The organism is Shewanella sp. GD04112 (assembly GCF_029835735.1).
Taxonomy (GTDB): Bacteria; Pseudomonadota; Gammaproteobacteria; order Enterobacterales; family Shewanellaceae; genus Shewanella.
In genome coordinates this window covers 4,113,222-4,127,074 of sequence record NZ_JAOEAL010000001.1, presented here as the reverse complement: position 1 = coordinate 4,127,074, position 13,853 = coordinate 4,113,222, and the positions used below count along the sequence as shown (strand labels likewise).

Sequence of the window (13,853 nt, the reverse complement as noted above, 5' to 3'; positions counted from 1 at the left end):
AACAAGGAACAAGAACAATGAGCAATATTCCGACAGAACTGAAATACGCCTCTTCACACGAATGGATCCGCAAGGAAGAAGACGGTAGCTACACTGTGGGTATCACTGAGCATGCTCAAGAGCTGTTAGGTGACATGGTTTTCGTTGAGCTGCCAGAAGTGGGCGACACTGTGACTGCAGGCGACGACTGTGCAGTGGCAGAATCAGTGAAAGCGGCTTCTGACATCTACGCGCCAATCTCTGGTGAAGTGATTGCCGTCAACGAAGCACTGGAAGATTCTCCAGAGCTCGTAAACAGCGACGCTTACGGCGAAGGCTGGTTCTTCCGCGTTATGCCTTCAGATGAATCTGAAGTTGACGCTCTGCTCGATGCAGAAGGTTACCAAGCTGTCATCGACGAGGAATAATCGTCGACGCTAACGAAGCCCCAAGGGGCTTCGTTTGTTTTAGCGCAAGTTTGACATAACAATAGCCCGTTTATCAGTACCCTACAGTTCTGAGCTACGGCAAATCTGGAACAAGGTTTATCATGACCAAGCAAACCCTCACTCAGTTAGAACAGCACGATTTATTCTTACGTCGCCATATCGGCCCGGATAGCAGCCAACAACAAGAAATGTTGAACTACGTTGGTGCTGAGTCTCTGGACGATCTGACTGCGCAAATCGTGCCTGAGTCGATCCGTTTAAGCCAAGAGTTGAGCATTGGTGATTCCTGCGGCGAAGCCGAAGGCATTGCTTACATTCGTGGTTTAGCCAAACAAAACCAAGTCTTCAAAAGCTACATTGGTATGGGTTACTACGGTACCCAAGTACCTAATGTGATTTTACGTAACGTCTTCGAAAATCCAGGTTGGTACACGGCGTACACGCCCTATCAGCCAGAGATTGCTCAAGGCCGTTTAGAAGCCATTCTAAACTTCCAACAAGTGTCTATGGATTTAACCGGTTTAGATTTAGCCTCTGCTTCACTGCTGGACGAAGCGACTGCTGCCGCCGAAGCGATGGCGCTGGCTAAGCGTGTGTCTAAAGCCAAAAAAGCCAACATCTTCTTCGTAGCCGATGACGTATTCCCACAAACCTTAGACGTAGTGAAGACTCGCGCTGAGTGTTTTGGTTTTGAAGTGGTGGTAGGTCCTGCCCATGAAGCAGTAAACCACGAACTGTTTGGTGCCCTGTTCCAGTATTCAAACCGTTTCGGTCAAATCACTGACTTCACAGACTTATTCGCCGAATTACGCGCGAAAAACGTGATTGTGACTGTGGCTGCCGACATCATGGCATTAGTGTTACTCAAGTCACCGGGTGCCATGGGCGCCGACGTGGTCTTCGGTAGCGCGCAGCGTTTCGGTGTGCCGATGGGCTTTGGTGGTCCACACGCGGCCTTCTTCGTGGCCCGTGACGAGCACAAACGCTCTATGCCTGGCCGTATCATCGGTGTGTCAAAGGACACCCGTGGTAACCGCGCACTGCGTATGGCGATGCAAACTCGTGAGCAACATATCCGCCGCGAAAAAGCCAACTCAAACATTTGTACCGCGCAAATTCTGTTAGCGAACATGGCGTCTTTCTACGCCGTATTCCACGGCCCACAAGGCCTGAAAACCATCGCATCACGCATCAACCGCTTCACCGATATCTTAGCCGCTGGCCTACAAGCTAAAGGCGTGAGCTTAGTGAACAACACTTGGTTCGATACCATCAGCATCAAAGGCTTAGACGTTGCAGCAGTCAATGCTCGCGCGCTGGCCGCTGAAATGAACCTGCGTTTCGATGCTGACGGCATCGTTGGCGTGAGCTTAGATGAAACCACTATCCGCACCGATATCGAAGCCCTGTTCGATGTGATTTTAGGTGCTGGCCATGGCTTAGACGTTGCCGCATTAGATGCACAAATCGTGGCGCAAGGTAGCCAATCGATCCCAGCCTCTTTAGTGCGTGAAGATGCGATCCTGAGCCACCCAACCTTCAATCGCTACCAAAGCGAAACCGAGATGATGCGTTATATCAAGCGTCTCGAAAGCAAAGACTTAGCACTGAACTACTCAATGATTTCATTGGGTTCATGCACCATGAAGTTAAACGCTGCGGTTGAAATGCTGCCTGTGAGCTGGCCAGAATTTGCTAACATGCACCCATTCTGCCCACTGGGTCAAGCCAAGGGTTACACTCAACTGATTGAAGAACTGTCTTCATGGTTAGTGAATGTCACAGGTTATGATGCCGTGTGTATCCAACCTAACTCTGGCGCACAGGGTGAATACGCGGGTCTGCTGGCGATTCGTAAATACCACGAGTCTCGCGGCGAAGCCCACAGAAACATCTGCTTAATCCCACAATCTGCCCACGGCACTAACCCAGCATCTGCGCAATTAGCTGGTATGCAAGTGGTTGTGACTGCCTGTGACAAGCAAGGTAACGTGGATTTAGAAGATCTGAAGGCCAAAGCGGCTGAAGTGGCAGAAAACCTGTCATGTATCATGATCACTTACCCATCGACCCACGGTGTGTACGAAGAATCTATCCGCGAAATCTGCAACATAGTGCACCAGCACGGTGGTCAAGTGTACTTGGACGGCGCCAACATGAACGCCCAAGTTGGCTTAACCTCACCAGGCTTTATTGGTGCCGACGTATCGCACCTTAACCTGCACAAAACCTTCGCAATTCCACACGGCGGCGGTGGTCCAGGTATGGGCCCAATCGGTGTGAAAGCACACTTAGCACCGTTCGTCGCGGGTCACGTAGTAGTGAAACCAGGCCGCGAAAGCGATAACAACGGTGCAGTATCGGCAGCGCCATACGGCAGTGCTGGCATTCTGCCAATCAGCTGGATGTACATTAAGCTGCTCGGTTCAAACGGCCTGAAAAAGTCGACTCAAACCGCGCTGTTAAACGCTAACTACGTGATGAAGAAGCTGTCTGAACACTACCCAGTACTGTTCCGTGGCCGTAACGATCGCGTTGCGCACGAATGTATTATCGACCTGCGTCCAATCAAAGAAGCCTCTGGCGTGACCGAAATGGATATCGCTAAGCGTCTGAATGACTACGGTTTCCACGCGCCAACCATGAGCTTCCCAGTAGCGGGCACGCTGATGATTGAGCCAACCGAATCTGAGTCTAAGGTTGAACTGGACCGCTTTATCGACGCTATGGTGTCAATCCGCGCCGAAATCGCTAAAGTTGAAGCCGGTGAGTGGCCAGCGGACAACAACCCGCTGCACAATGCGCCACACACTATGGCCGATATTATGGATCCAGCGTTTGATTCACGCCCATACAGCCGTGAAGTGGCCGTGTTCCCAAGTGCCGCGGTGCGTACTAACAAGTTCTGGCCAACCGTGAACCGTATTGATGACGTGTACGGCGACCGTAATTTGTTCTGTGCATGTGTGCCGATGGAAGACTACGAATAAGGGCTGAATAGTACGTTATTCAGGTCTAACGTTTGATGAAAAGCGAACCCTTAGCGGTTCGCTTTTTTATTGGTTAGTTTTAACTCTGCGGAGTTCAGTGCTGCGAATGGGCTATTTTGTGGCTTCTGGCAACTGTACTTCCCAATTGCCTGCCGCAGGCTCTCGCACTGTTACACCAGTGACTCGCTGTAAATACATCCCTGTAAGCTCTGCTAAAACATCCATGTTTTAGAAGGTCACTGGTGCAACAATGCCAGTTTTGGTGTAACCATTGAATGATGAGTTATACCTGTTATGTCATTCTTTTCTCTTAACGCTCTTGTATGGGGTGTACTGATGCAACAATGTCAGCTCTGGCTAACCATTTAGTGAAGACTTATGACTGTCCTGTTTCACAGGATTAATTTAATAGTAATTAATTTAATATATCCATGGTTTCATTAATATAACATTCAAAATCTCCATTGTATTTTTCAAGAAGTGACCTTTGATGGGTATTATTACCAATGCAAATTAGATTTGCCATATTGTTGAAATGCTCTTTGTTATATTTTTCTGCCGAATTGGCATTGTTCTTTGAATCTGCAATAGTAATTATTATTTGGTGAGAAATGGAAGAGTGTTTTTTGATAAACTCAAGGATCTCATTCTTGCTGTCATCTTCAAAATCCCCTTCAAATATAGCATCTAGAGAAAATGGTAGAACATGTACGTAATCAGTTTTTTTTATGATTTCAACAAATGAAAAGTTGTAGGCTAATAATGTTTTTAGTAGTTCGACACCTTGTTTTGGAAAGGCTGGTATCTCATATAATAAATAAAATCGTTCGTCTTCAAATGGTTTTACTTTTAACTCTTTAATATATTTTTCAAATTTTGATTTAAATGTGTAGTTGAGGATTTTTCTCTCTTCATTTACGGCTTTATCAGTCTTGAATTTAGCTAGTTCAGCATCTATATTGTATATTTTTGATGTGATTTCTCCAAGTTTCATATTGAGTTCACTTGACAGTTTGATGTTTACCTTGTTTTTTAGCCAAGAATCTAAATTGATGTTGTTTACATTGTACTCTAATAATTCGTAATAGTCGTTTTCAACAATTTTTTTCTTATCATTAATTTCTGTTATTATAGAGTTTAATTTTCCTTGTGAATCCTTTAGCTCTGAAATGTTTTTAGTTAGTTGTTCTATTTGTTTTTCTGTGTCATTAATGTTTTGTAGGTAACTATACGTATCCTCAATCGAATGAGATAAATCGTGAAGACATGTTGGGCATTTATCTTTTGCAATAATGTCATTATTTAAACTTCTTTTAACTCGTCTAAGTACTTTTCTACTCTCTTCTAGGAGCGTTACCTTGTTACATATAGAAATGTATTCTTTTTCCAACTCAATTAGTTTTGACTTGTTTTCTTTGTATGGATCTATATATTCCATTGTTCTTGCGGTAAAAACTTCATCCTTTAGTTTTGCCAACTTAATCTGTATATTATTAGTGTCTATCTTATGAAGTAGTCTTGATTCAGCTTCTAGATCTTTCTTTTCTTTATCCAACCTACTTTTTTCTAAACGGTCATAATTATTTATAATTCCCAGGTAGTAATCAAAAAAATCATTTTTAAAGTTTCTAACAAAATCTAAACCTCTAAAAGATTTGTGACGATATACCCAACCTACATCTTGCGCTATATAATATGGTAAGAACATAGCTTCTATTGAAGCAGGTTTGTATTCATTTTCATACTCTAGATGTAAAGTGAATCCAAATAAATTAGATAGGAAAACTTTTAGTTTTATATGTTCTCTAGAATTGTTACTCCCAATACCTATAAATTTTACAGGGGGATTTTTATCAATCTTAATGGAAACTATTTCATCATCCCTTACAATTGATACTTTAGTTTCGTTATGGTTTAACATTGTGAAATCTAACCTAAAAATAACATCTTCATCAAGTAATTCTGCAAGCTTTCTTTTTTCATCATTTATACCAAATGTGTAGAGAAGTGCTTGTATGAAAGTGCTTTTTCCAGATGTGTTTTTCCCATGAACTATATTTATTCCGTCAATGAAAGATGTGTTGAAGTATTTTTGGCTTTTATTGCTGAATGCAAAAAAATTATTGTATTTTATTAAAGTTCCCAATTTTAATCATCCATTTTATTTATTGTTTCAAAGTAAGCTGCATACATTGTGGCTTTTAATGTTTGATTGTCTAAATTTGATTTTTTTTCGGTGATAAATTTTTTGAACAACTCATCAATGCAATCATCTTCATTATATCCGTTGCAACTTAGATAGTTGTTTTTCACAAATTCTAATATTTTTTGATGTTCAGCTTCATCTTTGCTTTTAAATAAGTCAAATGCTAAGTCGAATTTCATTTCGAACGATTCACGCTCAAATGGTTTTACTTCTAATTTCTCACTTATTTCTCTTTTGTGATCTCTCCAAAATTGAAAAGCTTTCGATTTTGTAGTTATAACTCCGATTGCATTACTAATGTCTTGACTGTGTATTTGTTTTGTAACGTCTGAGAGACGAGCAATACTTTTTTGATTATAAGTTAGCTCAATCTTTTTAAATAATCGAAATATAGAATCTAATGCAGCCTTTGAATCACATATTTTTCTTTGAAAGATGTCTTCAAGTTTACTTCTTAATTGGTTTTCTTGTTCTTTATTTGTTTTATTAAAGTCTAAATATAAGAACTTTAAATTTTTAAGTTGTTCACATAGTTTTTCTTCATTGTACAGTACAGAAATTTCAAGCTTTTCTGTAATCGCACATTTTATCATTGGGTCTAAGCCATTATAAACAATTTCAGAATTCTCCTCATTGACCATTTGAGAGTAAGTTTTACTTTTTTTACTTACATCTTTAACTTTAGTTGATAGCTCTATTGTTGTATTTGACGAAAAGTAAAGGTCATGGATATAGTTAATTGATTTAGGATGACTGTCAGATAAAAGTGATTTACCTACCTTAAGTATCTTCACTATTATTTCTGCAAGTTCAGGACTAATTTTCCAGTTGCCACTAGATTTTTTTTTGGATTGATAAGTTTCTACTTTAACAGCTTTCCCATGGTCATCTAGATAACAAAATATGATGTCATCCAGATGTTCAATAGATAGAAAATATTTCGTACCTTTAAATTTTTTATCGTAGTTATCTAATATAATGAATAGAGCCATGTTTCTCTGTAAAGCAAATCCTTGTTGCGCTCTGACTCCAGCATTTGTACTTTGATCGATCAATGTTATTTCCTTGAGTTTATTTTTATTCTTACCAACTGACAAACTTGGACTTATTTTTAAAGTGAATTTTGTATTTATTTTTTCTTTCTTTGCCTCATTTCCCAACCTCGCTTTTACTTAGACATCTTTGGGCGACTTGGTAGATGATGGTGTCGACCTGTTGCTGGGTAAGATCTTGGGTTTTCAGTTTCCGGATCGTTCCGACTAGAAGTTTGTGGCTGATAATCGGGAACGGTGGTTTCGATTGACTGGTGACAAACCAGCCGGGGAATACTAGGGCTGGGGTGGCGGCGACGGGGGAGCCTGTGGCTTTGGTTAACCATTGGCTGACCCACTTGGCCTGACGTTCGGCCTGTTCTATGGGTTTGGTTTCAGTCCATGAGGGGAAGTTTAAGCGCCCGTCTTTATAAAATACTTGATAGCCTTTTTTGTCAGAGCCTCCGCCATTGCCATTGGTTTGGCGTAGGTCTTTATTGCGCTTATGGCGGCCTTTGGTTTCAATGGCGAATACGCCATTTTTGCCGATGACGAGGTGGTCGATATTAAAGCCGTCGGCTTGTACATCGTGAAACACTTGATAACCCAAGGCTTGTAAGCCAATCAGTTCATTGGCGGTGGCGATTTCGGCCGTATGCCCTAGGCGTAATTTGGTGAGTTTGGAAAAGTTTTTCCACGTTTTAAAGCTGCAATAGCTTAAGCCCATTAACGCAGAAATACTTAACATCCAAGGGAATTTGCCTGCTGCGATATGTGCTTGAATGCTGTTGAGTGCAAAGGGGAAGCAAAAAATCATGGCTCCCATCATCATGTAACCCATTAAATCTAATTGCAGATCTTGGATTTGCTTTTGTAAGCCATAGGCGGGAATGCGGATTAGCTGCTCACGATCCACGGGCAGGGTTAGCGTTGCATCGCGGTATCGAAGAAACACATGCAACACTCCAGCTCCGACAAATAGGCTGGATAGAATAATTACAACGGATAATAGATTGCTGCCGAAATCTGCCATTTACATCCTTGAAATAGAAAGGTTTATCGTTCATTCCATAACGCACACATGATTAATGTGCTTGATACCTTGGTGGCAGAGGAGGCTGTTAAGAGTGGGGCGGCATGGTACAGATTGGCTGCTTTGTCCTTAAATAGCGTGCTCGATAGTGGCGTTCGAGTGTGGCTCTGCATTTCCCTTAGTGGTCACACTTTAACCCGCGCTATGCGGTTTAATCAATGCGTTTTATCACAAAAGCTTATTTTAAATAACAACTTGTGAATACTTGGGGAGAGGTATTGGGGGAGGCTTTGGTGTTACCTAGGACAAATAAAAACGGCCAATTGAATTGGCCGTTGTTATTATCCATTAAGTCGTTGGTGCTTAACGGTAAAATGCTTCTACTGTGCCTTTGATGGTTAACAGCAGAGGTTGACCGCGACGGTCTAAAGATTTGCTTGGTACTTTAACCCAGCCTTCGCTGATGCAGTATTCTTCGACATCGAAACGTTCTTTACCGTTCACGCGGATACCCACATCGTATTGGAAGACTTCAGCTACATGGTGGCGGCTGCGTGGGTTAACCGAAAGACGATCCGGTAATGCGGGTTGTGAAGTTGTGTCAGTCATGGTTGTCATCTGTAGTGAACAAAAAGTGCGTTATTGTAGGCAATCCCGCCGCCTTGCTCAAGGACTGTTGTTGTCAGTCTGTGACGCCTAAGCCGCTATCTTGGGCGAGCGGCACTTGCGTGAGTTGTTGCATAAGCTTGTATCGTCTTTTGTTCGCACCCGCCGCAGGGTAAACTCTGCGGCGTTGGTTTAAGGCATCGCGCATAAGGCGTTACGCTTAAGGCTTAGTGCTTACAACTTATAGCCGTGCCCCGTTATTCTTCCATATTCGACCCAAGGCCCAATAGTTAACTTGCCATGCACGATGATATTAGTATTCCCTTGCCATCACTTATCCATCGCATCGGCCGCGAGGCGGTTAAGCGGGCGCAGGCGATTGCTGTGCAAAAGGGCTGCGAGCTTAAGCGGGTGCGCCGCTCCCGTAATTGGAGCATCACAGGGCAGGCTATCGCGATTCAAAGCTGTTGCGTCGAGTTAACAGCACAGAGTGATATTGCCGAATTTGCCTTTATGATCAAAAAGATCGACAGCGGCTTATTACAACACGCCGATAAGCTTGAACCACTCGGCGCAAAATTGGTTCGCCTGATCAACCAAAACCCCGCCATTACCTTGGGCGAACTGATGCAGCAAACCCAATGCACGATGAGCGAGGCACGCCTTGCCCGCTTCGAGGCCGAACTCTAATACCGAGCTTTGATGCCGAGTCCTGATACAGAACTCTGAGGGCTAACTCTGAGCTTAGGCGGGATCATTAGCAGGCAGAACCCAAGAAAAAGGCCTCAATTGCTTGAGGCCTTAGGTGGTTAACGATAGCGATTTATACCGAATCGACTTACGCCGACCGCCAATATCACGCCTTAGGCGTTAAATCCTAAATTGACCGACGAGTTTGCCGAGGTTAAGTCCTTCCTGCGACACGGTTTGGCTCACGCTCGCCGCCTCTTCGCTGGAGTGCAGCAGCTCATTTACAATCTCTTGAATGGCGAACACGTTGCGGTTGATTTCTTCGGTCACTGAGCTTTGCTCGGTCGCCGCCGTGGCAATTTGGGTACTCATATCATTGATGGCGGTCACCGCCGAGGTCACTGAGCCTAAGCTTTCGGAGATGGCGCGGGACGAATCCACCGAGCGTATACAACTCTGCTGACTCTCTTCCATGGTTTTAACCGCTAAGCTCACCAGCTTGTGCAGCTCAGATAGCATCTCGTTGATTTCTAATGTGCTTGATTGAGTGCGGCTGGCTAAGTTACGCACCTCATCGGCCACCACTGCAAAGCCGCGACCCTGTTCACCGGCGCGGGCGGCTTCAATCGCGGCGTTTAATGCCAGCAGGTTGGTTTGCTCGGCAATGCCGCCGATCACCGAGAGCACACTATTAATTTTTTGCGATTGTTCACTCAAGGATTGAATGTTGCTGGCGGCATTATTGATTTGCGCCATCAGTGCCGAAATCTCCTCTAACGAGGCATCGACGCAGCGCTGGGCATTGGCCACATCACCCGTGGCGGCATGGGTCGCTTCGGCGACTTGGGTGGTATTTTGCGCCACTTCACTCGCGGTGGCGGACATCTCTGTAATGGCGGTAACCACTTGATCCGTTTCATTGTTATGGCTGATAAGCTGGCGCGACATCACCTTGGTTTGGTCATGAATCGCATTGGCCGCGGTTTTGACCTTAGCGGTGGCATGGGCCACATCGCCGATAATGGTTTGCAGTTTATCGACAAACAGGTTGAAGGAGCGGCCGAGTTGAGCAATTTCATCGTCGCCCTTCACCGCGAGGCGCTTGGTTAAATCGCCTTCGCCTTTGGCGATATCGTTTAAGTTATCGGCCATATTTTTAATCGGTGTGACCATGCGATGAGCTGTCAAAAGGATTACTGCGGCGGTAATTGCCGCCAGTATCAGCGCAATTAATAACACCCCAAGGGATTTACTCATCATTTGTTCATATGCGGCAGCGCGGTAGTCCTCAACCACTGCATCGATATCATCAACATAGACCCCTGTGCCGAGCATCCAATCTGTGCCTGGGATCATCATGGAGTAGCCGATTTTTTCGATTTGCTCGTTGGTATTTGGCTTTTGGAAATAAAACGAGAAATTACCGTCACCGTTTTTTGCGGCATTGAGTAGGCCTACAATGATCTTGGTGCCGCGGGGATCGGTCATATCGATTTTATTCTGCCCCTCGAGGTTGGGCATGACCGCATGGAACAGGTTTTTACCTTGTGAATCATAAATAAAGAAGTAGCCCGAACTACCAAAGCGGATATCACGCAGGGCTTGGTTAACATTGCCCTGTTCTTTCAACGATAGCTGGTATTGCACTATGCCTGCGGCGATTTGGGTGGCTTCTTTGATTTGGGTTTTACGCTCACTAATTAATTTTTCTCTAAATGCGGTGACCTCATCGGCAAGTGCCGACTGTTCTACATGGTAAGAAAGCGTCATCAGTACAATGAGAGTTAGGATTAAGGGGAACAGTGCAAGTAGGAGCAATTTGTTACGTAAACTGAAATTAGACATGCTTAACAACTCCGAAATAAGCCTCTTTAATTGCAGGGAAGTATAACGAATCCCCAATACTCTTAAGTGCTTAAGTTAACAAAAATCTAATGTAACCGACAAAAAACCTTAATGATATTTGACTTAAGGATGAGGACGGCTCGCAGTACTTCGTTGATCTTAATCAAAGCCTAAATAAGCCAATGCGCTCATTATATTAGTTAATCTTTATGCATAGGCGGCACGGCGCTGATTTGAGTGGCTAAGCGTTGCGACGCACGCTTAATCAAGACGACGCACGCTTAATCAAGACGACGCACGCTTAATCAAGACGACTCAAGCTTAATCATGACGCGCAACTAAAGGCAGGACTGTGACTAATCAAAGGCTGATAACGCTGTTAAAAATCTGCATTGGCCTTGGGCTGTGCCTGATTATGCTTGGGATTTATCTGCATAACTTTAATCAAACCGTCGAAGCCATGGGCGTTAAGGGAATTATTATCAGCGCCGTTTGCGTTGCCGTTGGCATGGCGTTATCCCTGCCGACAAAGATGTATCTCACCTTTTTACTGGTTAAGCGTGAGGCGGATAAGCAAGGCAGTGCTGAGCATTAACCCTTGGCTAAATCACAGTGAATGCCGCAATAAATCCTACTCTGCTGCTTGCTGCCCATGGCGTAAAAATTCCGCTGGTGTTTTTTTAACATAATTAACCCAAGACTAATGGGCGAAAAACACCGATAATTCCCCCCAGACGATAGCGCCCAAGGGCAATGCTGTGCGGTAACGAATACGATTACCGCGTTTGAGCATATTGAGTGGAAAAATTCTAATGGAAATCAAAGTTAATTTTCTCGACAACCTGAGACTCGAAGCCAAGTTCGACGACTTTACGGTCACGGCCGATCAGCCCATCCGTTATAAGGGCGACGGCTCGGCGCCGAGTCCCTTCGACTATTTCTTAGCTTCTTCGGCGCTGTGTGCGGCCTACTTTGTGAAGGTATATTGTAAATCCCGCGATATCCCAACGGACAATATCCGCCTGTCGCAAAACAATATTGTCGACCCAGAAGATCGCTACAACCAGATTTTCCAGATCAATGTCGAATTGCCCGATGATATTTCGGATAAAGATCGCGAAGGTATTTTGCGCTCTATCGACCGCTGCACAGTAAAGAAAGTGGTGCAGACTGGCCCAGAGTTTAGAATCGAAACCGTCGAAAACCTCGATGCCGACGCCAATGCCATGTTGATGGGCCATCCCGGCGACGACAGCAGCACCTATATTTTGGGTAAAGACTTACCGCTAGAGCAGACCATTGCCAATATGACCGGCATTTTGGCTGAGCTGGGGATGAAGATTGAGATCTCCTCCTGGCGCAATATTGTGCCCAATGTGTGGTCACTGCATATCCGTGATGCCGCATCGCCTATGTGTTTTACCAATGGCAAAGGTGCAACCAAAGAGAGCGCGTTGTGCTCGGCCCTCGGTGAGTTTATCGAGCGTTTAAACAATAACTTCTTCTATAACGATCAATTCTTTGGGGTTGAGATCGCGAACAGCGAGTTTGTGCATTACCCCAACGAAAAATGGTTTGCCTTAGAAGAGGATGATTCGCTGCCAGCGGGCCTGTTAGACGACTACTGCCTCGAGATTTATAACCCCGATGAGGAGCTGTGTGGCTCGCATCTTATCGACACTAACTCGGGCAATAGTGACCGTGGCATTTGTGCGATTCCTTACAAGCGTAAATCCGATGGTGAGACTGTGTACTTCCCATCGAACCTGATTGAAAACCTGTTCTTAAGCAATGGCATGAGTGCGGGTAACAATATCAAAGAAGCCGAAGTGCAGTGCCTATCTGAGATCTTCGAGCGCGCGGTAAAACGCCAAATTATCGAGCAGGAAATCGTTCTGCCAGACGTGCCTATGTCGGTATTAGAAAAATACCCCAGCATTCTTGCGGGCATTAAGGGCTTAGAAGAGCAGGGCTTCCCTGTAGTAGTGAAAGACGCCTCCTTAGGCGGTCAGTTCCCGGTGATGTGCGTGACGCTGATGAACCCGAAAACCGGCGGCGTATTCGCCTCTTTCGGTGCCCACCCAAGCTTTGAAGTGGCATTGGAGCGCAGCCTGACCGAATTACTCCAAGGTCGCAGCTTCGAAGGCTTAAATGATGTGCCAAAACCGACCTTCAACAGCATGGCGGTGAGCGAACCTGAAAACTTTGTCGAGCACTTTATCGATTCTACGGGAGTGATCTCCTGGCGCTTCTTTAGCAGCAAGCATGACTATGAGTTCTGCGAATGGGATTTCTCCGGCACTAACCAAGAAGAAGCGGACCGCTTATTCGGCATTCTAGAAGAGCTGGGTAAAGAGGTGTATGTTGCCGAATTTACCGAATTAGGCGCATCGGCTTGCCGTATTTTAGTCCCTGATTACTCAGAAGTTTATCCAGTTGAAGACCTGATTTGGGATAACACCAACAAGGCGCTGGATTACCGTGAAGATATTCTGAATCTGCATTCCTTAAGCACTAAGCAATTGGTCAATCTAGTCAATCGCTTAGAGGAAAGTCAGCTGGATAACTACACCGATATTCGCACTTTGATTGGTATTGTGTTTGATGAAAACACCGTTTGGGGTAAGTTGACGATTATCGAACTTAAGATCCTGATTTATTTGGCACTCGGCGCGCATGAAGAGGCACAGGAATTAGTCGGTGAGTTCCTGCAATTTAACGACAATACCGTGAAGCGCAATCTGTTCTTCCAAGCAATGAGCGCGGTATTGGAAGTGACGCTGGATGAAGATCTTGAACTCGAAGACTTTAGCCATAACTTTACCCGCATGTTTGGCGCGGAAGTGATGGAACAAGTGGTCGGCAGCGTTACTGGTAAAGTCCGTTTCAGCGGTTTAACTAAGACCAGCATGCAGCTCGAAGGGATTGAGCCACATTTACGCTTAATCGAAAGCTATAAGAAACTGCACGCCGCCCGTAAGGCCAAAGCGGCGCAATAATCGCAACGCGAAGCGTGTGATGTAT

Annotated in this window: 10 protein-coding genes; 5 read left to right on the top strand and 5 right to left on the bottom strand. The window is 44.7% G+C overall.

Going from position 1 to position 13,853, the window contains the following annotated elements:
• Positions 1-17: 17 nt before the first annotated feature.
• Together gcvH and gcvP are read left to right on the top strand one after the other, a co-directional pair.
• Positions 18-407, top strand: coding sequence for a glycine cleavage system protein GcvH (gene gcvH, locus N7386_RS18115; protein ID WP_011071083.1), 390 nt, complete (start codon positions 18-20; stop codon positions 405-407).
• Positions 408-529: 122 nt separating this feature from the next.
• On the top strand, positions 530-3,418 hold the full coding sequence (gene gcvP, locus N7386_RS18110; protein ID WP_279770166.1) for an aminomethyl-transferring glycine dehydrogenase: 2,889 nt from the start codon (positions 530-532) through the stop codon (positions 3,416-3,418).
• Positions 3,419-3,833: 415 nt separating this feature from the next.
• On the opposite strand, the gene N7386_RS18105 is transcribed toward gcvP, so the two are convergent.
• The 4 genes from N7386_RS18105 to N7386_RS18090 all read right to left on the bottom strand — a co-directional run bounded on the left by N7386_RS18105 (position 3,834) and on the right by N7386_RS18090 (position 8,297).
• Entirely contained in the window at positions 3,834-5,564 is a 1,731-nt protein-coding gene (locus tag N7386_RS18105) for a hypothetical protein (RefSeq protein WP_279770164.1), read from the bottom strand.
• 2 nt (positions 5,565-5,566) lie between these two features.
• On the bottom strand, positions 5,567-6,784 hold the full coding sequence (locus N7386_RS18100; RefSeq protein ID WP_279770162.1) for a hypothetical protein: 1,218 nt from the start codon (positions 6,782-6,784) through the stop codon (positions 5,567-5,569).
• The gene (locus N7386_RS18095; RefSeq protein ID WP_279770160.1) at positions 6,774-7,688 is read right to left on the bottom strand and encodes a nuclease-related domain-containing protein; all 915 of its coding nucleotides are present in this window, start codon (positions 7,686-7,688) and stop codon (positions 6,774-6,776) included. Before N7386_RS18095 ends, N7386_RS18100 begins: the two co-directional genes overlap by 11 nt.
• 363 nt (positions 7,689-8,051) lie before the next feature.
• Positions 8,052-8,297: a DUF3297 family protein gene (locus N7386_RS18090; protein ID WP_011624059.1), complete on the bottom strand. Its 246-nt coding sequence runs from the start codon at positions 8,295-8,297 to the stop codon at positions 8,052-8,054.
• Positions 8,298-8,594: 297 nt separating this feature from the next.
• Between N7386_RS18090 and N7386_RS18085 the strand changes: the two genes are divergently transcribed.
• Entirely contained in the window at positions 8,595-8,984 is a 390-nt protein-coding gene (locus N7386_RS18085; protein WP_279770158.1) for a ribosome recycling factor family protein, read from the top strand.
• A 180-nt stretch (positions 8,985-9,164) separates the two neighbouring features.
• Here N7386_RS18085 and N7386_RS18080 read toward each other — a convergent pair whose 3' ends face one another.
• The gene (locus N7386_RS18080; protein WP_279770156.1) at positions 9,165-10,829 is read right to left on the bottom strand and encodes a methyl-accepting chemotaxis protein; all 1,665 of its coding nucleotides are present in this window, start codon (positions 10,827-10,829) and stop codon (positions 9,165-9,167) included.
• A 352-nt stretch (positions 10,830-11,181) separates the two neighbouring features.
• Between N7386_RS18080 and N7386_RS18075 the strand changes: the two genes are divergently transcribed.
• Together N7386_RS18075 and N7386_RS18070 are read left to right on the top strand one after the other, a co-directional pair.
• Complete coding sequence (locus N7386_RS18075; RefSeq protein WP_126511924.1) at positions 11,182-11,424, top strand: hypothetical protein; 243 nt, start codon at positions 11,182-11,184, stop codon at positions 11,422-11,424.
• Between the two features lie 217 nt (positions 11,425-11,641).
• Complete coding sequence (locus N7386_RS18070; protein WP_279770153.1) at positions 11,642-13,828, top strand: OsmC domain/YcaO domain-containing protein; 2,187 nt, start codon at positions 11,642-11,644, stop codon at positions 13,826-13,828.
• Positions 13,829-13,853: the final 25 nt, after the last annotated feature.